General features: G+C 73.2%; 24 protein-coding genes. 19 read left to right on the forward strand and 5 right to left on the reverse strand.

Annotated features, from left to right (window positions below; all coding sequences use genetic code 11):
* Window positions 1-5: 5 nt before the first annotated feature.
* The 4 genes from ACWCHM_RS03205 (at window position 6) to ACWCHM_RS03220 (ending at window position 4,739) form a co-directional block, all read left to right on the forward strand.
* Complete coding sequence (locus ACWCHM_RS03205) at window positions 6-722, forward strand: helix-hairpin-helix domain-containing protein (protein WP_372445999.1); 717 nt, start codon at window positions 6-8, stop codon at window positions 720-722.
* Window positions 719-3,076 carry a ComEC/Rec2 family competence protein gene (locus ACWCHM_RS03210; protein WP_204959574.1) on the forward strand — a complete coding sequence of 786 codons (2,358 nt, stop codon included), beginning with the start codon at window positions 719-721 and terminating at the stop codon, window positions 3,074-3,076. The genes ACWCHM_RS03205 and ACWCHM_RS03210 overlap by 4 nt, the downstream gene beginning before the upstream one ends.
* 191 nt (window positions 3,077-3,267) lie before the next feature.
* The gene (gene holA / locus ACWCHM_RS03215; protein ID WP_281894981.1) at window positions 3,268-4,248 is read left to right on the forward strand and encodes a DNA polymerase III subunit delta; all 981 of its coding nucleotides are present in this window, start codon (window positions 3,268-3,270) and stop codon (window positions 4,246-4,248) included.
* Window positions 4,249-4,340: 92 nt separating this feature from the next.
* Entirely contained in the window at window positions 4,341-4,739 is a 399-nt protein-coding gene (locus ACWCHM_RS03220; RefSeq protein WP_239485543.1) for a hypothetical protein, read from the forward strand.
* Between the two features lie 162 nt (window positions 4,740-4,901).
* Here ACWCHM_RS03220 and rpsT read toward each other — a convergent pair whose 3' ends face one another.
* Together rpsT and ACWCHM_RS03230 are read right to left on the reverse strand one after the other, a co-directional pair.
* Entirely contained in the window at window positions 4,902-5,168 is a 267-nt protein-coding gene (rpsT, locus tag ACWCHM_RS03225; protein ID WP_204959572.1) for a 30S ribosomal protein S20, read from the reverse strand.
* Between the two features lie 177 nt (window positions 5,169-5,345).
* Complete coding sequence (locus tag ACWCHM_RS03230; RefSeq protein WP_454221454.1) at window positions 5,346-6,374, reverse strand: phosphotransferase family protein; 1,029 nt, start codon at window positions 6,372-6,374, stop codon at window positions 5,346-5,348.
* An 87-nt stretch (window positions 6,375-6,461) separates the two neighbouring features.
* On the opposite strand from ACWCHM_RS03230, the gene ACWCHM_RS03235 reads away from it, so the two are divergent.
* The 8 genes from ACWCHM_RS03235 (at window position 6,462) to ACWCHM_RS03270 (ending at window position 14,239) form a co-directional block, all read left to right on the forward strand.
* Window positions 6,462-6,998: a DUF4240 domain-containing protein gene (locus ACWCHM_RS03235; protein ID WP_204959571.1), complete on the forward strand. Its 537-nt coding sequence runs from the start codon at window positions 6,462-6,464 to the stop codon at window positions 6,996-6,998.
* 138 nt (window positions 6,999-7,136) lie between these two features.
* Entirely contained in the window at window positions 7,137-9,014 is a 1,878-nt protein-coding gene (gene lepA / locus ACWCHM_RS03240) for a translation elongation factor 4 (protein WP_204959570.1), read from the forward strand.
* Window positions 9,015-9,368: 354 nt separating this feature from the next.
* A complete protein-coding gene (locus tag ACWCHM_RS03245; protein ID WP_421487635.1) occupies window positions 9,369-9,656 on the forward strand; it encodes a GlsB/YeaQ/YmgE family stress response membrane protein in 288 nt (95 codons plus the stop codon).
* A gap of 211 nt (window positions 9,657-9,867) precedes the next feature.
* On the forward strand, window positions 9,868-10,155 hold the full coding sequence (locus ACWCHM_RS03250; RefSeq protein ID WP_281894993.1) for a GlsB/YeaQ/YmgE family stress response membrane protein: 288 nt from the start codon (window positions 9,868-9,870) through the stop codon (window positions 10,153-10,155).
* Between the two features lie 300 nt (window positions 10,156-10,455).
* Window positions 10,456-11,745, forward strand: a complete 1,290-nt coding sequence (locus ACWCHM_RS03255) for a sugar ABC transporter substrate-binding protein (protein ID WP_281894996.1) — start codon at window positions 10,456-10,458, stop codon at window positions 11,743-11,745.
* Window positions 11,742-12,728, forward strand: coding sequence for a carbohydrate ABC transporter permease (locus ACWCHM_RS03260; RefSeq protein ID WP_454221455.1), 987 nt, complete (start codon window positions 11,742-11,744; stop codon window positions 12,726-12,728). The genes ACWCHM_RS03255 and ACWCHM_RS03260 overlap by 4 nt, the downstream gene beginning before the upstream one ends.
* Window positions 12,725-13,555 carry a carbohydrate ABC transporter permease gene (locus ACWCHM_RS03265; protein ID WP_281895000.1) on the forward strand — a complete coding sequence of 277 codons (831 nt, stop codon included), beginning with the start codon at window positions 12,725-12,727 and terminating at the stop codon, window positions 13,553-13,555. The genes ACWCHM_RS03260 and ACWCHM_RS03265 overlap by 4 nt, the downstream gene beginning before the upstream one ends.
* 42 nt (window positions 13,556-13,597) lie before the next feature.
* A complete protein-coding gene (locus ACWCHM_RS03270) occupies window positions 13,598-14,239 on the forward strand; it encodes an MOSC domain-containing protein (protein ID WP_204959564.1) in 642 nt (213 codons plus the stop codon).
* Between the two features lie 44 nt (window positions 14,240-14,283).
* Here the strand turns inward: ACWCHM_RS03270 and ACWCHM_RS03275 are convergent, their stop codons facing one another.
* The gene (locus tag ACWCHM_RS03275; RefSeq protein WP_204959680.1) at window positions 14,284-15,147 is read right to left on the reverse strand and encodes a hypothetical protein; all 864 of its coding nucleotides are present in this window, start codon (window positions 15,145-15,147) and stop codon (window positions 14,284-14,286) included.
* 96 nt (window positions 15,148-15,243) lie between these two features.
* On the reverse strand, window positions 15,244-16,026 hold the full coding sequence (locus ACWCHM_RS03280; RefSeq protein ID WP_204959563.1) for an enoyl-CoA hydratase-related protein: 783 nt from the start codon (window positions 16,024-16,026) through the stop codon (window positions 15,244-15,246).
* Window positions 16,027-16,045: 19 nt separating this feature from the next.
* Here ACWCHM_RS03280 and hemW point away from each other — a divergent pair, with 19 nt between their 5' ends.
* Window positions 16,046-17,269, forward strand: a complete 1,224-nt coding sequence (gene hemW, locus ACWCHM_RS03285) for a radical SAM family heme chaperone HemW (RefSeq protein ID WP_281902901.1) — start codon at window positions 16,046-16,048, stop codon at window positions 17,267-17,269.
* An 85-nt stretch (window positions 17,270-17,354) separates the two neighbouring features.
* Here the strand turns inward: hemW and ACWCHM_RS03290 are convergent, their stop codons facing one another.
* The gene (locus ACWCHM_RS03290) at window positions 17,355-17,981 is read right to left on the reverse strand and encodes a DUF4870 domain-containing protein (protein ID WP_204959562.1); all 627 of its coding nucleotides are present in this window, start codon (window positions 17,979-17,981) and stop codon (window positions 17,355-17,357) included.
* Between the two features lie 229 nt (window positions 17,982-18,210).
* Between ACWCHM_RS03290 and hrcA the strand changes: the two genes are divergently transcribed.
* The 6 genes from hrcA (at window position 18,211) to ACWCHM_RS03320 (ending at window position 24,853) form a co-directional block, all read left to right on the forward strand.
* Window positions 18,211-19,233 (forward strand): heat-inducible transcriptional repressor HrcA, encoded by a 1,023-nt coding sequence (gene hrcA, locus ACWCHM_RS03295; RefSeq protein WP_204959561.1) that lies wholly within the window; start codon window positions 18,211-18,213, stop codon window positions 19,231-19,233.
* 74 nt (window positions 19,234-19,307) lie between these two features.
* Complete coding sequence (gene dnaJ / locus ACWCHM_RS03300; RefSeq protein WP_454223004.1) at window positions 19,308-20,453, forward strand: molecular chaperone DnaJ; 1,146 nt, start codon at window positions 19,308-19,310, stop codon at window positions 20,451-20,453.
* 154 nt (window positions 20,454-20,607) lie between these two features.
* Window positions 20,608-21,342: a 16S rRNA (uracil(1498)-N(3))-methyltransferase gene (locus ACWCHM_RS03305; RefSeq protein WP_454221456.1), complete on the forward strand. Its 735-nt coding sequence runs from the start codon at window positions 20,608-20,610 to the stop codon at window positions 21,340-21,342.
* A 390-nt stretch (window positions 21,343-21,732) separates the two neighbouring features.
* The gene (locus ACWCHM_RS03310) at window positions 21,733-22,092 is read left to right on the forward strand and encodes a histidine triad nucleotide-binding protein (protein WP_454221457.1); all 360 of its coding nucleotides are present in this window, start codon (window positions 21,733-21,735) and stop codon (window positions 22,090-22,092) included.
* 86 nt (window positions 22,093-22,178) lie between these two features.
* Window positions 22,179-23,519 (forward strand): serine hydrolase domain-containing protein, encoded by a 1,341-nt coding sequence (locus tag ACWCHM_RS03315; protein WP_454223005.1) that lies wholly within the window; start codon window positions 22,179-22,181, stop codon window positions 23,517-23,519.
* A gap of 278 nt (window positions 23,520-23,797) precedes the next feature.
* On the forward strand, window positions 23,798-24,853 hold the full coding sequence (locus ACWCHM_RS03320) for a PhoH family protein (RefSeq protein ID WP_204959559.1): 1,056 nt from the start codon (window positions 23,798-23,800) through the stop codon (window positions 24,851-24,853).
* Window position 24,854 lies beyond the last annotated feature (1 nt).

Here is a 24,854-nt window from a genome sequence, read left to right on the forward strand (position 1 = left end):
CGGCCGTGTTCCGCCCCGGCGACCTGGACCACCGGCATCCCGCCGACGGTGACGACCCGGCACCGGCCGCCCGGTTGCCCGGTCCCGGTGTCTTCGACCCCGGCCGGCGCGGGGTTCGGGCGCTGGCGGCCGTGGCGGTGGTCGTGGTGCTCGGCGCGGGATTCTGGGCCTGGCGGTCCCGTCCACAGCCGGAACCGGTGCGCCCCGCGGCGACGCTGGCCGGGCCGGAGTCCTCCGGCGGGCCCGCGTCCGGTCCGGCCGTCGCGCCGACCGGCGAGCTGGTGGTGGCGGTGGCCGGGCGGGTCCGCCGGCCCGGTCTGGTCCGGGTGCCGGCCGGGGCGCGGGTCGCCGACGCGGTCGAGGCGGCCGGCGGGGCCCTGCCCGGCACCGACGTGGCACTGCTCAACCCGGCCCGGAAGGTGGCCGACGGGGAGCTGATCCTGGTCGGTGTCACCGCCCCACCCGGCACCGTAGGCTCCGGTGCGGCCCCGGCCGGGCCGGCGGCGGCACCCGGCGGGGCGACATCGGGTGGCCGGGTCAACCTCAACACCGCCACGTTGGCCCAGCTCGACGCGTTGCCCGGGGTCGGTCCGGTGCTCGCCCAACGCATCCTCACCCACCGCGACCAGCACGGCGGCTTCCGCAGCGTGGGCGACCTGCGCCAGGTCGACGGCATCGGCGACGCCCGGTACGAGCAGCTCAAGGACCTGGTGACGGTGTGACCACCGACCGTGCACCCGACCTGCGGCTGGCCGGGCTGGCGGTGGCGGCCTGGTTGGCGGCGCTGTCCTGCCTGCACCTCACCACCCGCCCGGCGGTCCTGCTCGCCGCGAGCGCCGCCGTCCTCGCCGCCCTGCTCACCGCGCACCTGCTCGCGGTGCTGGGCCGCCCGGCCGCCCCGGCTCGCCGGTACGGCTGGATCGCCGTCGCGGTGCTGCTCGGCGTGGTCTGCGGCGGCACCGCCACCGCGGCCCGGCTGCACGTGCGGGACGCCGCACCACTGCGCCCGCTGGTCGACGACCGGGCCCGGGTCACCGTCGACCTGGTGCTCCGCGACGATCCCCGCCCGGTACGCGGGGCACCAGGCCGTCCGGTGACCCTGCTCGTCACCGCGCAGTCGAGCGTCCTCACCGACCCGCAGGGCCACCGCCTCCGGGTTCCGGCACGCCTGCTCGTGCTCGCCACCGACCCGGCCTGGCGGGGTCTGCTGCCGGGGCAGCGGCTGACCGTCCAGGGCAGGCTCGCCGCACCCCGGGGCGGTGACCTCACCGCCGCCGTGCTGACCGTGTCCGGCCCACCGGTCCGGAACGGGTCACCGCCGTGGCTCCAGCGCGCCGCCGGCACCCTGCGGGCCGGTCTGCACCGGGCCTGCGCCCCGCTCCCGCCCGAGCAGGGTGGCCTGCTGCCCGGCCTGGTCGTCGGGGACACCAGCCGGTTGCCGGCCACCGTGGAGGAGGACTTCCGGGCCACCGGGATGACCCACCTCAACGCCGTGTCCGGGTCCAACGTGGCGATCGTGGTCGGCGCGGTGCTGCTGGCGGCCCGGTGGGCCCGCGCCGGTCCGCGGCTGGCGGTGGTGCTCTGCGGCCTCGCCCTGATCGGCTTCGTCGTCCTGGTCCGTCCCTCGCCCAGCGTGGTGCGGGCGGCCACCATGGGGGCGATCGGGCTGGCCGCGTTGGCGGTCGGGCGGCCCCGGGCCACGCTGCCGGCGTTGGCCGCGGCGGTGACCGTGCTGGTGCTCGTCGATCCGGAGCTGGCCGGGGACGCCGGCTTCGCGCTGTCGGTCCTGGCCACCGGCGGGTTGCTGCTGCTCGCCCCGGGCTGGCGCGACGGGCTACGGCGGCGGGGCGTGCCGGCCGGGTTGGCGGAGGCGCTCGCCGTCCCGGCGGCGGCCCAACTTGCCTGCGGCCCGGTGGTGGCCGGCATCTCCGGCACGGTGAGCCTGGTGGCGGTGCCGGCCAACCTGCTCGTGGTGCCGGCGATCGCCCCGGCCACGGTGCTGGGGGTGACGGCGGCGGTCGTCTCCCCGGGGTGGCCGGCCGGGGCGGAGTTCGCCGCCTGGCTGGCGAGCTGGCCGGCCTGGTGGCTGGTCACCGTGGCCCGGGTGGGGGCCCGGCTGCCCGCCGGCACCCTGCCCTGGCCGGGCGGGCTGCCGGGCGCGTTACTGCTGGCCGGGCTGACCTTGGGGCTGCTGTTGGCCGTCCGCCGTCCGCTGGTGCGTCGACTGGTGGCGGTCGGCGCGGCCGCGGTGGTGCTGGGCACCCTGCCGGTCCGGCTGGTGGCGAGCGGGTGGCCGCCTGACGGTTGGGTGGTGGTGGCATGCGCGGTCGGGCAGGGGGACGCGGTCGTGCTGCCGGTGGCGGCCGGCCGGGCGGTGGTGGTGGACGCCGGTCCGGAGCCGTCGGCCGTGGACGGTTGCCTGCGGCGGCTCGGGGTACGCGAGGTGCCGCTGCTGGTGGTGAGCCACTTCCACGCCGACCACGTCGGTGGCGTGGCCGGGGTGACCCGGGGCCGGCGGGTGGCCATGGTGCTCACCCCGACCCTGGCCGAGCCGGTGGCGGGGCGGGAACTGGTGACGGCCGCCGTCGGATCGGCGCGCCGGGTGGTGCCGGGGGTCGGCTGGTCGTACCGGTCGCCAGGGGTGGAGGTGGTCGCGCTCGGGCCGCCCTATCCGCTGCGGGGCACCCGGTCCGACCCGAACAACAACTCGCTGGTGCTGCGGGCCACGGTGGCCGGCGTCCGCATCGTGCTGCCCGGGGACGCGGAGACCGAGGAACAGCGGGCTCTGCTGGACCGGGTGCCGTCGCACGCGTTACGGGCCGAGGTGCTCAAGGTGGCCCACCACGGCAGCGCGTACCAGGACCCGGCCTTCCTCGACGCGGTCCGGCCGGCGGTGGCGCTGGTACCGGTGGGGGTCGACAACGACTACGGGCATCCGAGCCCGGTGATCCTCGACCGGCTCGCCCGCTCCGGTGTGCGGGTGCTGCGGACCGACACCGACGGGGACGTGGCGGTGGTGGTCCGTTCCGGCCGGCTCGCGGTGGTCGGCCGGGGCCTGCCGCCGGGCCGTCGGTGACCCGCCGGGCCGAAGGCGCGGTCCGCCGTCCCGGCGGCCGAGGAGGCAGAGACGAGAGATAATCCGGACTGGGAGGGATATTGCGTGCACTGGGTGGCAATCGAGGTAAATGTCTATATTTGCGATGACTGCGGGGTGGGCCGTCGCAGCCGTCGATGAGCAGGCGCGATCCTCCGCCGAGCCGTGCCAAGATGAGCGACGTGACCGGCGTCGACCTTGCTCCTATTCTGCTCGTCCTCGGCGACGAGGAGCTGCTCGCCACGCGCGCGGTGACCGAAGCCGTGGCGAAAGCCCGCAGCGTCGACCCGCAGGTCGACGTCCGGGAGTACCAGGCCGGGGCGTTGGCCGTCGGTGAGATCGCCGAGATGCTCAGCCCGTCGTTGTTCGGTGGGCGGCGGGTACTGGTGCTCCGCTCCGCCCAGGACGCCCGCAAGGACCTGGTCGGCGCGCTGCTCGACTATGCCCGCAATCCCGACCCGGACGTCCAGCTGGTGGTCCTGCACCTGGGTGGCGGCAAGGGCAAGGCGTTCGCTGACGGGCTGCGGGCCGCCGGTGCCACGGTCGTCCCGGCTGCGAAGCTCAAGGGGCACCGCGAGCGGGTCGCGTTCGTCCGCGAGGAGATCCGCCGGGGCGGTGGCAGGTGCACCGACGACGCGGCCGAGGCGTTGATCGCCGCCGTCGGGACCGACCTGCGGGAGCTGGCCGCCGCCTGCTCGCAACTGATCGCCGACACCGACGGGCGGATCGGCGCGGACACTGTCGCCCGCTACTACCGGGGGCGGGTCGAGGTGAGCGGCTTCACCGTCGCCGACGCCACCATGATCGGCGACGTGCCGGCCGCCCTGGAGGCGTTGCGCTGGGCCCTGCACGTCGGGGTCGATCCGGTCCCGATCGCCGACGCCCTCGCCGACGGGATCCGTACGGTGGCCCGGGTCGCCGCCGCCGGCCGGGGCGATCCCTACCAGCTGGCGAGCACCCTCGGCATGCCGGCCTGGAAGATCAAGAACGCCCAGCAGCGGGCCCGGGGCTGGACCCCGGAGGGCCTGGTCGAGGCGATGCGGGTGGCGGCCGAGTGCAACGCGGCGGTCAAGGGCGGTGCCGACGACCGGGGGTACGCCCTGGAGAAGGCGGTCTTCTCGGTTGCCGCAGCCCGGCGGGGCAGCGCCCGGTGACCGGCCCCTCCCGCCCGGTGGTGCGGCACGGTGGGCGGGTGACCGGCCCTCCCCGGCCGGTGGCGGGGCGCGGCCGGCCGGGATGGTCGGTCATGCCGGCCGACGAGCGCCGCTACCGGCCGCTCTACGCCCGGCTGCTCGGTCTGCGCATCGTCAACCCCGGCGGGGTGCTCTGCTTCCTCTTCTTCGAGGGGGCGGTGGCGCTCGCAGTGCTCCTCGCCCTCGCCGAGCTGGTGAGCTGGTGGGCGGTGGCGGTACTGCCGCTGGCGGTGGCGGTCATGGTCAAACTCAACGACGAGGTCGCCGGGCGGGTGGTCCACTCGGCGGCGCTGGTGCCGGAGCAGGAACGCGACAGGTTTCGGCGGGAACTCGAACCGATCGTCGGGCGGGCCCCGGTGTCGTACCCGCTGCCCGGCACGGTGGTCACCGACGTGCCCGCGCCGGGGAGGCCGGCCGGGCCGCCGCTGCGCTCCCGGCGCTACCACGGCTAGCCCGACCACGGTCGTGGTGCCACGACGCCGCCGGGACGAGGCGGGCGGCCGGCGCAGCGGCACCGCCGCCGGGGAGATGCAGCGCGCCGCCGCCAGGGAAACACACAGCCGAGAGCCCCGGGGTGGTGCCCCGGGGCTCTCGGTCAGGTGTGGGTTACTCGGTCAGGCCGAGAACGAGTCGACGCGCTTCGCGATGGCCGACTTCCGGTTGGCCGCCTGGTTGGCGTGGATGACGCCCTTGCTGACGGCCTTGTCGAGCTTGCGGGCGGCGTCACGCATCAGGGTGGTGGCCTTCTCGGTCTCACCAGCCTCCGCAGCCTCGTGGAACTTCCGGATGGCGGTCTTCAGCGACGACTTGACCGACTTGTTACGCAGCCGGCGCTTCTCGTTCTGCCGGTTGCGCTTGATCTGGGACTTGATGTTCGCCACGCGACAGCCTCGTCTTGATAGCTCGGTTTGGTCTGCTAATCCGCGTGTGACGAGCATGCGTCATCGCCACGCGAAAAGCCAGGCTACCAGGTCCGCCGGGACGAGCCAAAACGCCGTACCCCGACCGCACCCGCCCGGGCCACGCCGACGGCCCGGGTCACGGCGTCCCGGGTCGGGTCAGTGCCAGCCCTGCCGGGCGGCGAGCCAACGGAGCGCCTGTTCCCCGCTGAACCGCCGGTGTGCCCCGAGCAGCGCGGACGTGCCCGCCGGGTGTCCCCCGGCAGCAGCCGACCCCGCACCCGGCGTGGGGTTCGCCGTTGCCGGTGGGCCGGCGGCGGTGAGGTAGTAGCCGGCGAGCGCGGCCAGCGTCACGTCCAGGGCGTCGGGCGGGGCGTCGGCCGATGCCGGATGCGCGGTGAAGACGGCGTCCAGCCCGGCCCCGTCGGCGTACCCGGTGATCAACAGACCGGCCAGGTCGAACCACGCCGGGCCGTGGCAGAGCCAGTTCCAGTCGCAGAACCAGGCCCGGCCGGCGGGGTCCAGCAGCACGTTGTCCACCCGCAGGTCGCCGTGGGCCAGGCCGGACGCGGTCGCCGCGTACCCGGGCAGGCGGGACTCCAGCGCGACGAGTTCGGGCAGCCGGTCGCGGGCCGGCGGGATCAGCGGGGGCACCGGCTCCCGTCCGGCGGCCACCTCGTCCCACCACAGGATGTCGGCGCGGGCCAGGTCGGCCAGCCGGGGTAGGCCGAGCGCGGTCAGTCCGGCTGGCGGGTCGGCCAGCGCGGCGGCGACCCCGGCGTATCCGGTGAGCACGGCGGCCAGTTCGGCCGGGTCCCAGGGCAGGCGGGGGGTCCGGCCGTCGACGGCGTCCAGGCCGACCGCGTACCAGCCGGCCGCGTCGAGTGCCCAGTGCGGGCGGGGCACCGGCAGGCCGGCCGGCAGCCGGGCGAGGACGGCCAGTTCCCGGGCGTACCAGTCGGCCAGGTGGCGCTGCCGGAGCAGGTCGGCGGCCTTGACGAAGACCCGTGCGCCGGTGGCCGTGGTGAGCACGGCGGCGAAGCCGCCGGTGAAGCCCGCGGTTGCGGTCCGGGCCGCGACCACCGGTGCGCCGAGCCGGCCGCTGATCGCGTCCCGCAGGCCGTCGGGCAGGTCCCGCCAGTCGGGTCGCACGGCGGTCTCGTGGTACGGCGGCGGCGTCGCGGACACCCCACCATCGTGCCCGGTCCGGCCGGGCGTGGTGACCCCCGGCCGGGTGGGGTCGGGGGCCGGCGCGGGTCTGGGAGACTCCAGGCCATGAGGACCGACGACTTCTGGCAGTTGATCGACCAGGCGCGGGCCGGGGGCGGGGGAGAGGCCGAGGCGGTCGCGGCGCGGGCGGTCGCGCTGCTCGCCGAGCGCACCCCGCAGGACATCGTCGGGTACGCGCACCACCAGCAGCGGGTGCTGGCCGCCTCGTACCGGGTCGATCTGTGGGGTGCGGCGTACCTGATCAACGGGGGTGCCTCCGACGACGGGTTCGAGTACTTCCGGGGCTGGCTGATGACCCAGGGCCGGGCGGTCTTCGCCGCCGCGGTGGCCGACCCGGATTCGCTGGCCGGGCTGCCCCGGGTGCGGTCGGCGGCGCTCAGCGGCGAGGAGTTCGAGTGCGAGGACATGCTGGCGGCGCCGTGGGACGCGTACCGGAAGGCGACCGCGAGTGAGCTGCCGACGCCGCGGGACGCGGTGCCGGTGCCGGACCTGAACGACTTCTGGGACTTCGACGACGAGGCGGAGGCCCGCCGTCGGCTGCCGAAGCTCGCCGCCCTCTTCGTCGAGCCTCCCGAGGAGTGACCCCCGGGAGTGGGCCACCGGTGGTGCCGTCGCCGGGTACCCCAGGAGTGATCGGACCGGTTTCGGAGCGACGTGGGAGCATAGAGGGGGCCGGCGGCGCGTCGGCCCGCTCACGTCAGCCGACCAGAACGGACCGCTGTGCCACCGACGCTCGATCCCGGCGCGAACGCTCCTGGTGCCACCGACCCGGCGCGCATCCGGAACTTCTGCATCATCGCCCACATCGACCACGGGAAGTCGACCCTGGCCGACCGGATGTTGCAGCTCACCGGTGTGGTCGATCCCCGGCAGATGCGCGCGCAGTACCTCGACCGGATGGACATCGAGCGCGAGCGCGGCATCACCATCAAGAGCCAGGCCGTCCGGATGCCGTGGACCATCCGCGACGGCGAGCGGGCCGGTGAGCAGGCCGTCCTGAACATGATCGACACCCCGGGCCACGTGGACTTCACCTATGAGGTGTCCCGGTCGCTCGCCGCCTGCGAGGGTGCGCTGCTGCTGGTCGACGCCGCGCAGGGCATCGAGGCGCAGACGCTGGCGAACCTCTACCTGGCGCTGGAGAACGATCTCAAGATCATTCCGGTGCTCAACAAGATCGACCTGCCGGCCGCCCAGCCCGAGAAGTACGCCGAGGAACTGGCCCACCTGATCGGCGGCGACCCGGCCGACTGCATCCGGGTCTCCGGCAAGACCGGCGACGGGGTGCCGTACCTGCTCGACGAGATCGTCAGGCAGTTCGTCCCGCCGGTCGGTGACGCCGACGCGCCCGCCCGCGCGATGATCTTCGACTCGGTGTACGACGTCTACCGGGGCGTGGTCACCTACGTCCGGGTCATCGACGGCCGGATCAGCGCCCGGGACCGGATCAAGATGATGTCCACCGCCGCCGTGCACGAGCTGCTGGAGATCGGCGTCATCTCACCCGAGATGGTCAAGGCCGACGCGCTCGGCGTCGGCGAGGTGGGCTACCTGATCACCGGGGTGAAGGACGTCCGCCAGTCCCGGGTCGGCGACACCGTCACCATCAACGCCCGGCCGGCCACCGAGGCGCTCGGCGGCTACAAGGACCCGAAGCCGATGGTCTACTCCGGCCTCTACCCGATCGACGGCTCCGACTACCCCAACCTGCGCGAGGCGCTGGACAAGCTCAAGCTCAACGACGCCGCGCTCGACTACGAGCCGGAGACGTCGGGCGCGCTGGGCTTCGGCTTCCGCTGCGGCTTCCTGGGCCTGCTGCACCTGGAGATCATCCGGGAGCGGCTGGAGCGGGAGTACAACCTCGACCTGATCTCCACCGCGCCGAACGTGGTCTACCGGGCGATCACCGACGACGGGGAGGAGATCGTGGTCACCAACCCGAGCGAGTACCCCACCGGCAAGATCGCCGAGGTGTACGAGCCGGTGGTGCGGGCCACCGTGCTCACCCCGAACGACTACGTGGGCGCGGTGATGGAGCTGTGCCAGGGGCGGCGGGGCAGCCTGCTCGGCATGGACTACCTCTCCGCCGACCGGGTGGAGCTGCGCTACACCCTGCCGCTCGCCGAGATCATCTTCGACTTCTTCGACCAGCTCAAGAGCCGTACCAAGGGGTACGCCTCGCTGGACTACGAGCCCTCCGGCGAGCAGGCGTCCGACCTGGTCAAGGTGGACATCCTGCTGCACGGTGAGCCGGTGGACGCGTTCAGCGCGATCGTGCACAAGGACAAGGCATACAACTACGGCACGACGATCGCGGCGAAGCTGCGCAACCTGATCCCGCGCCAGCAGTTCGAGGTGCCGATCCAGGCGGCCATCGGCAGCCGGGTGATCGCCCGGGAGACCATCCGCGCCATCCGCAAGGACGTGCTCGCCAAGTGCTACGGCGGTGACATCAGCCGCAAGCGCAAGCTGCTGGAGAAGCAGAAGGAGGGCAAGAAGCGGATGAAGATGGTGGGCCGGGTCGAGGTCCCCCAGGAGGCCTTCATCGCCGCGCTCTCCTCGGACTCCGCCGACGCCAAGCCGGCCGGCAAGAAGTAGTCGGGCGCGTACGCCCGATCACGTCGGCCGCGCCCGCGCGGCCCAGCCGGTCCCGGTACCCCACGACGGCCGGCGGCCCCGGTGTTCCGACCCGGCCGCCGGCCGTCGGCACGCCCGCCCCCGGTGTCGTACGGAAGAATTTTTCCGCCCCCGTGCCACTGCCGGATCTGCCGGTGCGAGTGTCCTGAGCTGCGTGGACATCGACGGCCGGCAAACCGACGCAGCGGCGTCGGATCGACGTGCGGCGACATGTGGGGTGGTGAGTCGGTTTGGTTTTCCGGCGGGTCGGGAACCTAGCTGTCACGACAGGAACCACACATACCGTGTGACTCAATCTTCAGGAGGAGGGCGACCGTGGAGTTCACCGTCTGGGGCATCATCACCGCGCTCGTTGTTGGTCTCATCGTCGGCGCTCTGGGCCGTCTGGTCGTGCCGGGCCGCCAGAACATGCCGATCTGGCTGCACATGCTGATCGGTGTGGGTGCCGCTCTGCTGGGCACCGTGCTGGCCCGCGCGATGGGCATCGCCACCGAGACCGCCGGCATCGACTGGGCCGAGCTGCTGGTGCAGGTCGTCCTCGCCGCCATCGCGGTGGCCCTGGTGGCCGGCGTGGGTCGCCGCCGCAGCGTCACCCACCGGTAAGTCAAGCGGCACCGCTGAGCGGGCGCCCGACCCCCACGGGGTCGGGCGCCCGCTGGCGTGCGGGGCCGGGTGGCGCGGGCCGTCGCCGGCGGCGGGCGGTCTAGACCAGATCGTTACCGGAGTCGGTTTGGAGATTCTCCGCTTCGGGAACCTATCGATCACCACAGCAACAAACACTCACCAACGACATATCTACTGAAGGAGGACGGCCGTGGAGTTCACCGTCTGGGGCATCATCACCGCGCTCGTCGTCGGTCTCATCGTCGGCGCTCTGGGTCGCCTGGTCGTGCCGGGCCGCCAGAACATGCCGATCTGGCTGCACATGCTGATCGGCGTGGGCGCCGCTCTGCTGGGCACCGTGCTGGCCCGCGCGATGGGCATCGCCACCCAGACCGCCGGCATCGACTGGGCCGAGCTGCTGGTGCAGGTCGTCCTCGCCGCCATCGCGGTGGCCCTGGTGGCCGGCGTGGGCGGGCGTCGGGGGGTCACCCACCGGTGACCCCATCCGCCGGTCGGTGACCGACCGGCACGGACCAACTCAGCGGATGCCCGCCCCCGGACCGGGGGCGGGCATCCGCTTGTCCGGATGGCGACCGTCGATCCCGTCGGGTCGTCGCGGGGCCTGCCCGAGTGGCCCCCGCCTGCGATACGGTCGCCTCGCGCAACGCCCCGCCGTCCGCCGCCGCACCGTCGACGGTCCGCCCGCGCGGGGCGGCACCCACCCCCTGTCGTAAAGGAAATTTTCCTACTAGGGTGCGGCTGAGAAGGTTAATGCCGGACGGCGCGAGGGAGATGTGGCGTGAACAGGTGGAAGCGGCTGACCCCGGTCACCGCCGTCGTGGCCTCGGCCGTGATGGTGCTCGCCGGTTGCGGCGGTTCCGGCGACGACGAAGCCGCCGACGACAGCAAGCTGACGGTCTGGATGATGGGCGAGGGGAGCGACGCCCAGACCGCGTTCCTCGACGGCGTCGAGACCGAGTTCCGGCAGAAGCACCCCGACACCGACGTGGTGGTCCAGTACGTCCCCTGGCTGGAGGCGCCCAAGAAGTTCCAGGCGGCGCTCGCCGGCGGCGAGGGCCCCGACGTCACCGAACTGGGCAACACCGAGACCCAGGGCTGGGCGGCCCAGGAGGCGCTCGCCGACATCTCCGGCCGCTTCGGCGGCTGGGCCGAGGGCAAGGACGTCCTGCCCGACCTGGTGCGCAACGCCCAACTCGACGGCAAGCAGTACGGTGTCCCCTGGTACGCCGGGGTGCGCGCGGTCTACTACCGCACCGACTGGTTCGCCGAGGCCGGCGTGCAGCCGCCGAAGACCTGGGACGAGCTGGTCTCGGTCGCCAAGGCGGTGCAGGCCAAGAAGCCCGGCAGCTACGGCATCGCCCTGCCGGGCAACTCCGAGCTGCCGTTCTACTCCTTCCTCTGGGGTGCCGGCGGCGAGATCGCCACCGAGCAGGGCGGCACCTGGAAGTCCGGTTACACCAGCCCACAGGCGCAGCAGGCGGTGAAGTTCTGGACCGACCTGGTCACCGTGCACAAGGTGGCCCCGCCCGCCGCCGCCGGGTGGAACGAGATCGACGCCCGTACCCAGTTCGCCACGGGCAAGGCGGCGATGGCCTTCGCCGGCAGTTGGCAGGCCGGCGCGATCAAGAAGGACAACCCCGACATCGAGAAGGTCTGGGGGACCTTCCCCATCCCCGGCCCGGACGGCGGTCCGGCCCCTGCCTTCGCCGGTGGCTCGGACATCGCCCTCTGGCAGGACAGCAAGCGGCAGGACCTGGCCTGGGACTACCTCACCGTGCTGCTGAGCAAGAAGAACGCCAAGACGTTCGCCGGCAGCCTCGGCTTCTTCCCGGTCTACTCCGACCTCGTGCAGGGCGGCGACTACGCCGACGACAAGCTGATGGCGGCGTTCGCCAGCGCCATGCAGCGCACCCGGGTGACCCCGTTGACCCCGAAGTGGGTGGAGGTCAGCCGGACGAAGACGGTCACCCAGGCGATGAACAGCTCGGTCATCAAGGGCCAGAAGTCGGTGCAGCAGGCCACCGCCGACGCCGCCGCCGAGATGGAAAGCATCCTCAACGCCAAGTGAGCACCCTGACCGAGCACACCCCGACGGCCGCCGCCCGGGACATCCCCGCCCGGCGGCGGCCCCGGGTGGACCGCCTGCCGTACCTGCTCCTGCTGCCCTGCCTGGTCGTGATCGGGGTGCTGCTGCTCTGGCCGCTGGGCCAGGTGGTGACGATGTCGTTCTTCCGGCTGAACAGCGTCCGGCAGTTGCGCGGGGACCGGGAGTGGCCGTTCGTCGGGTTGGCCAACTACACCCAGATCCTCGGCGACCCGTTCTTCCGTACGGTGCTACGCAACACCGTGCTGTTCGCGGCGGCCAACGTACTGCTGACGATGGTGCTGGGCACCCTGGTCGGGCTGCTGCTGCACCGGCTCGGCCGGAAGATGGCCACCTTCGTCGCCAGCTGCGTGATGCTGGCCTGGGCCACCCCGGCGCTGACCGGCACGATCGTCTGGAAGTGGATCTTCGATGACACCTCCGGCCTGGTCACCTGGGCGTTCAACGCGCTGCCCGACGGGCTGTCGCAGGCGATCTTCGGCCGCACCGACTGGTCGGGCTACGGCTGGTTCAACTCACCCCTGTTGTTCTTCGCGATCCTGACCCTGGTGGTGGTCTGGCACTCGTTCCCGTTCATCGCGGTGAGCGTGCTCGCCGGGCTCAAGAGCGTGCCGAGTGAACTGCACGAGGCGGCCCGGGTCGACGGGGCCGGCCCGTGGACGGTGTTCTGGAAGATCACCTTTCCGCTGCTGCGGCCGGTCTTCGGCATCCTGGTGGTGCTCTCCACCATCTGGGACTTCAAGGTCTTCACCCAGCAGTTCGTGCTGGCCGGCGGCACCCAGGACCGGCCCACGTTCATGCTGTCGATCTACTCGTACGCCGAGGCGTTCTCCCCGCCGCCCAAGTACGGCGTGGGCTCGGCCATCGCGGTCATCCTCACGCTGATCCTGCTGGTGGTGACCGGCCTGTACGTCCGGATGGTGCTCAGACAGGAGGACGCGTCGTGAAGAAGGTCGCCCTCAACGGCGCGGGCCTGCTGGTGGCGCTCTTCGCCGCCTTCCCGGTCTACTGGATGATCGCCACCTCGCTGAAGCCGAACCGGGAGATCTTCTCGGCCACCCCCCGGCCGGTCCCGGCCCACCCCACCCTGGAGCACTACCGGGAGATCCTCACCGGCAACCTGATCCCGGGCGTGACCTTCGGCGACTTCCTGCTCAACAGCGTGCTGGTGGCGGTGAGCACGGTCGTGCTCAGCGGCCTGGTGGCGCTGCTGGCCGCGACGGCGGTGGCCCGGTTCCGGTTCCGGCTGCGGACCACCTTCCTGATCATGCTGCTGGTGGTCCAGATGATCCCGCTGGAGGCGCTGGTCATCCCGCTGTTCCTGATGATCCAGCGGCTCGGCCTCTACAACACCCTGCCCAGCCTGATCCTCACCTACCTGGGCTTCTCGCTGCCGTTCGCGGTGTGGATGCTGCGCGGCTTCGTCGCGGCCGTGCCCAAGGAACTGGAGGAGGCCGCCGCCATCGACGGCGCGAGCCGCGCCCAGACCTTCCGCAAGGTCCTCTTCCCGCTGGTCGCGCCCGGCCTGGTGGCCACCAGCATCTTCTCCTTCATCACCGCCTGGAACGAGCTGATCTTCGCGTTGACCTTCGTCAACGACCAGAGCCGCTACACCCTGCCGGTCGCGATGACCTTCTTCTTCGGCCGGGACGACACCGCCTGGGGGTCGGTGATGGCCGCCTCCACCCTGTTCACCCTGCCCGTGATCATCTTCTTCCTGCTGGTGCAGCGCCGGATGGTCTCCGGTCTGGTCGCCGGCGCCGTCAAGGGCTGATCCGGGACGGCGACCGCCCGCGCCCGGCCGTACCCTGGGGCCATGACGGGCAGGGTGGCGGCGGTGAACCTCGGCGTGGTGACGCAGGCGCGGTGGGCGGGTGACGCGAGTGGACGCAGCGGCATCGACAAGCGGCCTGTCGACGGCCCGGTGCTGTTACGCGCCGACGGGGTGGCCGGTGACTTCATCGGCGAGCGGGCCCACCACGGCGGCCCGGAGCAGGCCGTCTACGCCTACGCGCAGGAGGACGCCGGCTGGTGGTCGGCCGAGTTGGGCCGTGACCTCCGCCCCGGCGGCTTCGGCGAAAACCTGACCACCTGGGCGGTCGACGTGACCGGCGCGGTGATCGGCGAACGCTGGGCGGTCGGCTCGGCGTTGCTCCAGGTCACCAAGCCGCGTACCCCGTGTACGACCTTCGCCGGCTTCTGGGGGGTGCCCGACCTGATCAAACGGTTCACCGTCCGGGCCACCCCCGGGGCCTACCTGCGGGTGCTACGCGAGGGCGAGGTGAGCGCGGGTGACCCGGTGGAGGTGGTGGACCGGCCGGCGCACGGCGTCACCATCGGTGAGGTGTTCCGGGCCACCAGCCTGGAGCCGGAGCTGCTGCCCCGACTGCTCGACGTCCCCGAACTGCCCGAATCGACCCGGGCGAAGGTGCGTCGCCGGCTGAACGTCGCCGGCTGACCGGCCCACCGGCCGGCAGCTCGGCCGGGGTCGTCGCCGGCAGGTCAGGCGGGGTCGGCGAAGACCTCGGCCAGCACCCGTGCCCCGGTCGGCCGGCCGTCGGCGACCTTCGCCCACCGTCCGTTGTCGGCGTTCCACTCCAGCCCGTCGAAGCGCACCCGCTTCACCCCGTGGTCGGGGGCGTGCGAGACCAGCCAGTGCGCGTACCGCCAGCCGTCCCGGGCGTCCGCGGCGGGCACCGTCACGTCGGTCAGCTCGGCCACCGCACCGGCGTCGGGCAGGCCCCAGTCGAGGGTCAGGCCACGGGTCAGCTCGGCCGCCGCGGCCTGCCCGCGCATCACCGGGGTACGCCCCACCGTGCAGGCCACCGCGCCGGTCGCCTCGCCGAGCAGGGCCCGCGCCAGCACCTGCGACTCGTCGGCCCACTTCTGGTACGCGTTCGGGTACGCCGACCGCTGCACGGCCTGGGCCGCGTCGGTGACCTCCATCCGCTCCCAGCCGCGTACCTTCTTCAGCGCCTTGTAGAACCGGGCCGCCGCGTACCGCTGGTCGCGGATCTGCTCCGGGGTGCCCCAGCCCTGGCTGGGACGCTGCTGGAACAGGCCGAGCGAGTCGCGGTCACCGTGGGCGAGGTTACGCAGCCCCGACTCCTGGTAGGCGGTGGCGAGGGCGACCACCACGGCCTGTTCGGGCATCTGCCGCTGCATGCCGATCGCGGCGATGGTGGCCGCGTTGGCCATCTGGTCGGCGTCGAGCTTCACGGTGCCGTCGGCCTGGACGGTGCAGCTACGGCCGGCGACGGGAAGCCGGAACTCCCCGTCGAGTTGACGGACCCCCCAGCCCCCGACGATGGCGAACAACGCCACCACGACCCCGGCTGCCACGAATGTCCGAGTCCGCACCCGCACCTCCCGTTTCAACGTTCGCCAAGCGTACGTCGCCAACCGTCGGCCCCGGGTCGGTCGACCGGTTCACGTTCCCGCAGGAAATCAGAAGAAACCAGGTCAATCCCGGGGCACCCAGGCCGCGTCCCGCTTCTGTCGGAACGCCTCCACCCCCTCGCGGCCCTCGGCCGACAGGAAGTAGCCGGTGGACCGGGCGGACAGGTCGGCGACCTCCGCGCGCAGGTCCGTGGCGGCCGGGCGGCGCAGCAGCTCCTTCGTCCCGGCCAGCGCCCCGGGAGCGCCCCGGACCAGCGAGGCGCAGTACCCGGCCACCGCCGCGTCCAGCTCGGCGGCCGGCACGGCGGCGGTCACCAGCCCCACCTCGGCGGCCCGCCGGCCGTCGAAGGTGTCACCGGTCAGGTACAGCTCGGCGGCGGCCCGGGGGTGCAGCCGGGGCAGCACGGTCGCCGAGATCACCGCCGGGATCACCCCGATCCGCACCTCGGTGAAGGCGAACGTCGCCTCGGACGCGCAGACCGCCAGGTCGGCCGCCGCGATCAGGCCCAGGCCGCCGGCCCGGGCCGGCCCGGCCACCCGCGCCAGCACCGGCTTCGGGCACTCCCGCACCGCCACCAGCACGTCACCGAGTATCCCGGCCGGCACCGACCCGCTGGCGTACGCTGCCGCCGTCTCCTTCAGGTCGGCGCCGGAGCAGAACACCGGGCCGGTGTGGTCCAGCACGACCACCCGGACCGCGTCGTCGGCGATCGCCCCGGCGATCCCGGCCAGCAGCTCGGTCATCAGCGGGGTGGACAGCGCGTTGCGGTTGTGCGGGCTGTCCAGGGTGAGGGTGGTCACCCCACGGGCGGTGGCGACCCGCACGAGTCGGTCGGGAGAGGTCATGCCGGGCACACTAGTGGCCATGCCGGGCGTCCTTCCAGATGGTGAGACCGTTCCCGTCGACGGCGCGCTGCCCGCCACCGCTCTGCGGGAGGTCGGCGGGCGCGGCTTCGGCGTCTACCTGCACGTGCCGTTCTGCGCCAGTCGCTGCGGCTACTGCGACTTCAACACCTACACCGCAGCCGAGCTGGGCGGGGGTGCCGACCGCGAGTCGTACGCCGACACCGTGCTCGCCGAGCTGGCGCTCGCCGCCCGGGTGCTCGGCGACACCCCACCGCCCCGGGTCGACACGGTCTTCGTCGGCGGCGGCACGCCGACCCTGCTGCCCGCCGACGACCTGGCCCGGCTGCTGGACGGCATCGACCGCACCTGGGGGCTGGCCGCCGACGCCGAGGTGACCACCGAGGCCAACCCCGAGTCGGTGACCCCGGAGTCGCTGAAGACCCTGCGGGCCGCCGGCTACACCCGGATCTCGCTGGGCATGCAGTCCGCCGCCGCCGGGGTGCTGGCCGTCCTCGACCGCAACCACCGCCCGGGACGCGCCGCCGAGGCCGCCCGGGAGGCCCGTGACGCCGGGTTCGACCACGTCAACCTCGACCTGATCTACGGCACGCCGGGGGAGCGCCCGGAGGACTTCGCCGCCTCGCTGGACCAGGTGGTCGCCGCCGGGGTCGACCACGTCAGCGCGTACGCCCTGATCGTGGAGGACGGCACCCGGCTGGCCGCCCGGATGCGGCGCGGCGAGCTGCCGTACCCCTCCGACGACGTGGCGGCGGACCGTTACCTGGCCGCCGAGGCCGCCCTCGACGCGGCCGGTTTCTCCTGGTACGAGGTCTCCAACTGGGCCCGCAGCGGGGCCGCCCGGTGCCGGCACAACCTGCTGTACTGGACCGGCGGCGACTGGTGGGGCCTCGGCCCGGGGGCGCACAGCCACGTCGGCGGGGTGCGCTGGTGGAACGTCAAACACCCCACGACGTACGCCCAGCGGCTCGCCGCCGGGCACTCACCCGGCCTGGCCCGGGAGATCCTCACCCCGACCGAGACGCACACGGAGGACGTGATGCTGCGCCTGCGGCTCGCCTCCGGGCTGCCGCTGGACGTGCTGGACGACGCGGGCCGGGCCGCCGCCGCGCGGGCGCTGGCCGACGGGTTGCTGGACCCGGTGGCGTACCCGCAGGGGCGGGCGGTGCTCACCCTGCGCGGCCGGCTGCTGGCCGACGCGGTGGTGCGCGACCTGCTGCCCTGAGCACGGTTGCGCCGGCCGCCACCCGCCGGGGTGCGCCGGAGTCGGCGGTGGTGCCCGACCGGCCGGGGGAGCGGCCGGTCGGGACTCACTTGATGAAGCTGGTGGACATCGGATAGCGGTAGGCCTGGCCCTCGTTGGCCTTCATGCCGGCGATGATCCCGAACAGGATCTGGATCACCACGACCGCGATGCTGGGCAGGAAGAACAGGCACCAGCTCACGAACAGCAGCACGAACGCGATGATCGACCAGAGGATCTGGAAGTTCAGCGCGGCCAGGGCCTGCGCCCGGACGGCCGGCGACTGCTGCCCGCGCACCAGGTAGGCGATCAGCGGGGCGACGAAGCCGAGCGGGCCGAAGCTGATCAGCGCACCGGCGGCCCCGCCGAAGTGTGCGACCAGCGTCCAGGTCTTGTCCTCGCTGTTGGCGTAGCCGCCGCCCGGTGCACCGTAGGTGCCGCCGGTCGGATATCCGCCGCCGGGCTGGGGATAACCACCCGCGCCGGGCGGGGGGTAGCCACCCGGCGGGGGGTAGCCACCCGCCGGCGGCTGGTCACCGGTGGGCGGCGGATACCCGCCGGGCGGGGGATACCCGCCCGCCCCCGGAGCGCCGGACAGTGGTGCGGTGGGCGGCTCGTATGGCGAGCCCTGGCCGGCGTTCGGGTCCGGCGGATAGCCGTCCCCCGCGCCGGGCGGGCGAGGTGGTTCAGTCATGCCCGCCACGGTAGGGGCTGCCGGCAAGGGTGCACCAGAGCGACACTGGTGAGGTTGGCCTCGACGCTGCGTCAGCGCCGGGATCCGCCGGGGCGGGCGCACCGACGGTCCGTCCTGATCATCGCGGCGGCGGTACTGCCGACGTAGACTGGCACTCGCTACAGTCGAGTGCCAGAGTGCTTGCCCGGGTGCGCAAGCGCCCGGGGCGACGTGCGTCAGGAGGTGGGAGATGGGTCTCGACGACCGCAAACTCGCCGTGCTGCGGGCGATCGTCGAGGACTACGTCGCCACGCAGGAGCCCGTCGGCAGCAAGACGCTCGTCGAGCGGCACCAGCTCGGGGTCTCCCCGGCGACGGTCCGCAACGACATGGCGGTCCTGGAGGAGGAGGGCTACATCCGGCAGCCGCACACCAGCGCCGGCCGGGTCCCCACCGACCGGGGCTACCGCCTCTTCGTCGACCGGCTCTCCCGGGTCAAGCCGCTCAGCCCGGCCGAACGCCGGGCCATCGAGCGCTTCCTGGTCGGCGCGGTCGACCTCGACGACGTGGTGCACCGCACCGTACGCCTGCTGGCACAGCTCACCCGACAGGTCGCCGTGGTGCAGTACCCGTCGCTGGCCCGCTCGTCGGTGCGCCACCTGGAACTGGTGCCGATCTCCACCACCCGGCTGATGCTGGTCATGATCGCCGACACCGGGCGGGTCGAGCAGCGGCTGGTCGAGCTGGCCGCGCCGGTGCCCGCCGACGACGTCCTCGACCTGCGCCGGCTGGTCAACGAGAAACTGGTCGGGAGTCGGTTGTCCGACACTCCGCCGCTGGTGCAGGCGCTCGTCGACGAGAGTGCGCCACACCTGCGCGGCGCGATGACCACCCTGTCCACGGTGCTGCTGGAGACCCTGGTGGAACGCACCGAGGAGCGGCTGGCGCTGGCCGGCACCGCCAACCTCACCCGGGGTGGCCTACTCGACTTCCAGGGCTCGCTGCGACCCATCCTGGAGGCGCTCGAAGAGGAGGTCGTGCTGCTCAAGCTGATCGGCGAGGCGCAGCCGAGCACCACCCGGGTGCTGATCGGCGACGAGAACGAGGTCGACAATCTCCGGGCCGCCTCGGTGGTCAGCACCGGGTACGGCCCGGGCACCACCATCGTCGGTGGGCTGGGCGTGCTCGGCCCGACCCGGATGGACTACCCCGGCACCATCGCCACGGTCAGGGCCGTGGCACGCTACGTGGGCGAGCTGCTGGCCCAGAACTGACCAGTCCGGGCCGGCGGCCGGCTCCGGCCGCCGACCGGCGCAAACGCGAGACGAACATGAGGACACGGAACGCAGTGGCCAGGGACTACTACGGCATTCTCGGGGTGAGCCGGGAAGCCTCCGACGACGAGATCAAGCGCGCCTACCGCAAGCTGGCGCGGCAGTTCCACCCGGACGTCAATCCGGACCCGGAGGCACAGGAGAAGTTCAAGGACATCAACGCCGCGTACGAGGTCCTCTCGGACGACCGGAAGCGGCAGATCGTCGACCTGGGCGGCGACCCGCTCGCCCCGGGCGGCGGGGGCGCCGGCGGCCCGGGCGGCCCCGGCGGGGCGGGCCCGTTCGTCGGCTTCCAGGACATCATGGACGCCTTCTTCGGCGGTGCGGCCGGTGGCTCGCGGGGTCCCCGGCCGCGTACCCGGCCCGGTGCCGACGCGATCCTGCGGCTGGAACTGGACCTGCACGAGACCGCCTTCGGCGTCGAAGCCCCGATCACGGTGGACACCGCCGTGCTCTGCACCACCTGCTCCGGAGCGGGCACCGCGGCCGGCACCCACCTGGCGACCTGCGAGGCGTGCGGCGGCCGGGGCGAGGTGCAGTCGGTGCAGCGCACCTTCCTCGGCCAGGTCGTCTCGGCCCGGCCGTGCACCGTCTGCCAGGGCTACGGCACCACCATCCCGCACCCCTGCCCGACCTGCGCCGGCGACGGCCGGGTGCGGACCCGCCGCTCGCTGACCGTCAAGATCCCGGCCGGGGTGGAGGACGGCATGCGCATCCGGCTCGCCCAGCAGGGCGAGGTCGGCCCGGGTGGCGGCACCGCCGGTGACCTCTACGTCGAGATCCACGAGCGGCCGCACGACGTCTACTCCCGCAAGGGCGACGACCTGCACTGCCGGGTCACCGTCCCGATGACGGCCGCCGCGTTGGGTACCCGGCTCACCATCAAGACGCTGGACAGCGACGAGACCGTCGACGTCAAGGCCGGCACGCAGCCGGGCAGCACGCTGCGGCTGCGCGCCCAGGGCGTACCGCACCTGCGCGGCACCGGCCGGGGCGACCTCTACGTCCACCTCGACGTGCGTACCCCGACCAAGCTCGACGCCGACCAGGAGAAGATGCTGCGGGACTTCGCCAAGACCCGGGGCGAGGAGGTCGCCGAGCTGAGCAAGCAGGGCGGCTTCTTCTCCCGGATGCGCGACGCCTTCAACGGCCACGCGTGACGGGTCGGGCTGACCGGCCGGCCTCCTCCGGTCGGGCTGTTGTGGTCGGGTCCCGTGCGGTTTCGTGCCGGTCGGCTCGTCCCGGTCGGGGCGTCCCGGTCGGCCGGAGTCCCGGGTGGCTCCCCGGCCGGCCGGGCCGGTTAGCCTGATCGGCGTGTCCGCGCCGCTGTTCCTGGTCGAGTCGCTGCCCCCCGCCGACCAGGTCACCCTGGACGGCCCCGAGGGGCACCACGCCGCGACCGTGCAACGGCTGCGCGTCGGCGAGGAACTGCTGCTCGCCGACGGGCGGGGCGGCACCGCCACCGCTGTGGTCACCGCCGTCGGCCGGGGCGCCCTCGACCTCACCGTCACCTCCCGGGGGTACGTCGACGCGGACGTCCCCCGGCTGGTGGTGGTGCAGGGCATCGCCAAGGGTGACCGGGGCGAGTTGGCAGTCCAGGCGATGACCGAGGTCGGAGTGGACGAGATCGTGCCCTGGGCGGCGTCCCGCTCGGTGGCGCAGTGGCGCGGTGACCGGGGCGTACGGGCCCGGGAGAAGTGGGTGACGACGGCCCGGGAGGCGGCCAAACAGGCCCGCCGGGCGTGGCTGCCGGTGGTGGCCGGCTCCCCGGACGAGTCCACCGCCACGGTGGCGCGTCGGATCGCCGGGGCGGGCACGGCGTTCGTCCTGCACGAGGAGGCCGAGGAGCGGCTCACCACGGTCGACCTGCCGAGCGCCGGCGAGATCGTCCTGGTCGTCGGGCCCGAGGGCGGCATCGCCCCGGCCGAGCTGGCCACCTTCACCGATGCGGGTGCCCGCCCGGTACGCCTGGGCCCCTCGGTCCTGCGTACCTCCACCGCCGGCCCCGCCGCCCTGGCCGTCCTCTCCACCCGCCTCACCCGCTGGTAACACCCCACCCCACCCCACGCTGCCCTCCCGCCTCGCCCCCGCCTCGCCCCCGACCTGCCCTGGTGATCAAGAGGTTTGCGTCATCGCCGGGGCCGATTCGTGCCGCAAACTTCTTGGTCACCGTCCCATTGGTGCCGTCTGCTGGCGGTGTCTTCGGTGATCAAGAGGTTTGCGTCATCGCCAGCCCCATTCCTGCCCCAAACTTCTTGGTCACCGCGCCCGCACCGCCGCCCCCTGGTGGTGTGCCCCGTGATCAAGAGGTTTGCGTCATCGGCCGGCCGGATTCTGACGCGAACCTCTTGATCACCGGGGGAACGGTGGGGCGGGGGTAGCGGGGGAGGGCGGGGAGGGGGCGGGGGAGGGGAGTGGGGTGGTCTTTAGAGTGGGGGGATGGGAGCCGACTGTCTGTTCTGCCGCATCGTCGCCGGGGAGATTCCGGCCACCATCGTCAAGGAGACCGCCACCATCCTGGCGTTCCGTGACATCGGGCCGAAGGCGCCGGTGCACGTGCTGATCATCCCCAAGGAGCACTACGCCGATGTGGCGACGCTCGGCCAGGGTGACCCGGGGCTGGCCGGTGAGGTGCTGGCCACGGCGGCGGCGGTGGCCGAGGACGAGGGGCTGACCGGGGACGGCTTCCGGCTGATGTTCAACACCGGCCCGTACGGCGGCCAGGAGGTCTTCCACGTGCACGCCCACCTGCTCGGCGGCGCGCCGCTGGGCCCGATGCTGGCCCGGGACCTGGTGTGACGTCGACGGTCGACGGGGAAACCGACCCGGGCGGCGACGGGGACCCGAGCGGCGACGGGGCGCGGGTACGGCGTCGGCTGGAACGGATGGTCCGGGGCGCCCAGGCGCAGGCCCGGGTGCCCGCGCTGGCGGTGGCGCTGCACCGGGCCGACGGTCCGCTCTGGAGCTTCGAGGTCGGCGGCACCGGTAACGACACCGTCCTCGGCCCGGCGAGCCGGTTCCGGATCGGCTCGGTCACCAAGACCTTCACCGCCGTGCTGGTGTTGCAGTGCCGCGACGACGGGCTGCTCGACCTGGACGACCCGCTGGAGCGGCACCTGGACCTGCCCGCGCACGGCGAGCTGACCGTACGCCGGTTGCTGTCGCACACCGCCGGGCTGCAACGCGAGCCGTACGGCGACGTCTGGGACACGCTGCGCGCGCCGCAGGTGGACGAGTTGGTCGCCGACCTGGCCCGGGTCGAGCGGGTGCTGCCCACCGGCCGCCGCTACCACTACTCGAACCTGGGCATGGCGCTGCTCGGCCGGCTGGTCGGCACGTTACGCGGCGGAACCTGGGCCGAGGTGCTCGCCGACCGGGTGCTCACCCCGCTGGGGCTGGCCGACACCTCGGTCGACCCGGGGCCGCAGGCGGTGACCGGCTTCCTGGTCGACGCGTACTCCGATGAGGCGCATCCGGAGCCGCCGACCGACTTCGGGGCGGTCGGGCCGGCCGCCCAGTTGTGGAGCACCGCGACGGATATGGCCCGCTGGGCGGCGTTCCTGGCCGACCCGGCCGCGCTGGACCCGACCGGGGCGGTGCTCGCCGCGACGACGCTGGACGAGATGCGCTGGCCGGTGACCACCACCGACGAGACGACCTGGAGGGCCGGCTTCGGGCTCGGGCTGATCCTGGTCCCGTACCCGGACCGGGTGGTGCACGTGGGGCACGACGGCGCGATGCCTGGCTTCCTGGCGGGCGTCTACGGCCGGCGCGGCGGGGACGGCACCCCCGGCGCGATGGGCTGCGCGGTGCTCGCCTCCTCCGGCACCGCCGCCGAGGTGCTGGAACTGCCGCACCGGCTGCTCGCCGCCTCGGTCGAACACGCCCCGGCGGAGATCGTGCCGTGGCAGCCGGGCCCGGGTGCGCCCGGCCCGCTGCGCGGGGTGCTGGGTCGCTGGTGGGGCGAGGGCTTCGAGTACGTCTTCTCCTGGCACGACGGGGCGTTACGGGCCCGCGGCGCGGACGATCCGGCGGGGCGACCTCCGGCGGTGTTCGCGCCGACGCCGCACTCGCCTGACGTGTTCCGGACGGTCTCCGGGCGGGAGGTCGGGGAGTTGCTGCGGCTCACCCGTGACGCCGACGGGACGGTGGTCGCGATGCACTGGGCCACCTACCGCTTCACCCGCCACCAGGAGACCTTCGACCGGTACGACTTCCGGGCCTGACCGGCCGGCCCCTCGACCTCGACCGCCAGCCTCCGGCCCGACGCCGGCCAGCCGGGCCGGACCTGCCGGCTCCCGGGCCGGACCCGCCGGCTCCCGGGCCGGTGCCGGTCGCTGGACGGGCCGGGAGGCCGCTACGACCACCCGGTCCGCCCGGGCGGAAAAAGTGACACGGTGCCGCCGGGGCCGAGCGGATACGATGGGAGTATCGTCCGCACGCCGCGCCAGCAGGGCACGGCGCGAGATGGAAGCAGGTGGCGCAGGGCCCCACGGCCCGACCTATGACCGGCACCTCACCTCCCGGCCCGCCCCGGGTGCAGACCAGGATCACGGTTCCCGACGCCAAGATCATGGTCAACCTGCTCGGCGCGGGCGACGAGATCCTGCGACTCGTCGAACGTTCGGTCACCAGCGACGTGCACGTACGCGGTAACGAGATCACCATCACCGGTGCGCCCGCGGACAACGCGCTCGCCGAGCGCCTCTTCAGCGAGCTGCTCGAACTGATCGAGAAAGGCGAGACCCTGACCACTGACGCTGTCCGGCGTACCGTCGGCATGCTCGAACAAGGCGGCACCGAGCGGCCCGCCGAGGTGCTCACCCTCAACATCCTCTCCCGGCGCGGGCGCACCATCCGCCCCAAGACGCTGGGCCAGAAGACGTACGTCGACTCGATCGACGCGAACACGATCGTGTTCGGCATCGGCCCGGCCGGCACCGGCAAGACCTACCTGGCGATGGCGAAGGCCGTCCAGGCGCTCCAGGCCAAGCAGGTCAGCCGGATCATCCTGACCCGTCCGGCGGTCGAGGCGGGCGAGCGGCTGGGCTTCCTGCCGGGCACCCTGAACGAGAAGATCGACCCGTACCTGCGCCCGCTCTACGACGCGCTGCACGACATGCTCGACCCGGAGTCCATCCCGAAGCTGATGGCCGCCGGCACCATCGAGGTGGCGCCGCTGGCGTACATGCGGGGTAGGACGTTGAATGACGCGTTCATCATCCTGGACGAGGCGCAGAACACCACGCCCGAGCAGATGAAGATGTTCCTCACCCGGCTCGGCTTCGGTTCCAAGATCGTGGTGACCGGTGACGTCACCCAGGTGGACCTTCCGGGCGGGACGGCCAGCGGGCTGCGGGTGGTCCGGGAGATCCTGGGCCACGTCGAGGACGTGCACTTCGCGCAGCTCTCCAGCGCGGACGTGGTCCGGCACCGGCTGGTCGGTGAGATCGTCGACGCGTACGCCCGCTGGGACGAGCGGGAGAACCAGCAGGCGCAGGCCGTGCACGCCGTGCCGGGGCGGACCGCCCAGGGCGGCCGGGCCGGCCGACGCCGCTAAC

Source organism: Micromonospora sp. SCSIO 07396 (assembly GCF_053667945.1).

What these genes read in the sequence shown, in the direction of transcription:
- ACWCHM_RS03310 (WP_454221457.1), top strand. Translation starts at nt 21,733, where the DNA reads ATGGGAGCCGACTGTCTGTTCTGCCGCATCGTCGCCGGGGAGATTCCG.
- ACWCHM_RS03235 (WP_204959571.1), top strand. Translation starts at nt 6,462, where the DNA reads ATGAGGACCGACGACTTCTGGCAGTTGATCGACCAGGCGCGGGCCGGG.
- ACWCHM_RS03315 (WP_454223005.1), top strand. Translation starts at nt 22,179, where the DNA reads ATGGTCCGGGGCGCCCAGGCGCAGGCCCGGGTGCCCGCGCTGGCGGTG.
- ACWCHM_RS03280 (WP_204959563.1), bottom strand. Translation starts at nt 16,026, where the DNA reads ATGACCTCTCCCGACCGACTCGTGCGGGTCGCCACCGCCCGTGGGGTG.
- ACWCHM_RS03220 (WP_239485543.1), top strand. Translation starts at nt 4,341, where the DNA reads ATGCCGGCCGACGAGCGCCGCTACCGGCCGCTCTACGCCCGGCTGCTC.
- hemW (WP_281902901.1), top strand. Translation starts at nt 16,046, where the DNA reads ATGCCGGGCGTCCTTCCAGATGGTGAGACCGTTCCCGTCGACGGCGCG.
- hrcA (WP_204959561.1), top strand. Translation starts at nt 18,211, where the DNA reads ATGGGTCTCGACGACCGCAAACTCGCCGTGCTGCGGGCGATCGTCGAG.
- holA (WP_281894981.1), top strand. Translation starts at nt 3,268, where the DNA reads ATGAGCGACGTGACCGGCGTCGACCTTGCTCCTATTCTGCTCGTCCTC.
- ACWCHM_RS03320 (WP_204959559.1), top strand. Translation starts at nt 23,798, where the DNA reads ATGACCGGCACCTCACCTCCCGGCCCGCCCCGGGTGCAGACCAGGATC.
- ACWCHM_RS03290 (WP_204959562.1), bottom strand. Translation starts at nt 17,981, where the DNA reads ATGACTGAACCACCTCGCCCGCCCGGCGCGGGGGACGGCTATCCGCCG.
- ACWCHM_RS03270 (WP_204959564.1), top strand. Translation starts at nt 13,598, where the DNA reads ATGACGGGCAGGGTGGCGGCGGTGAACCTCGGCGTGGTGACGCAGGCG.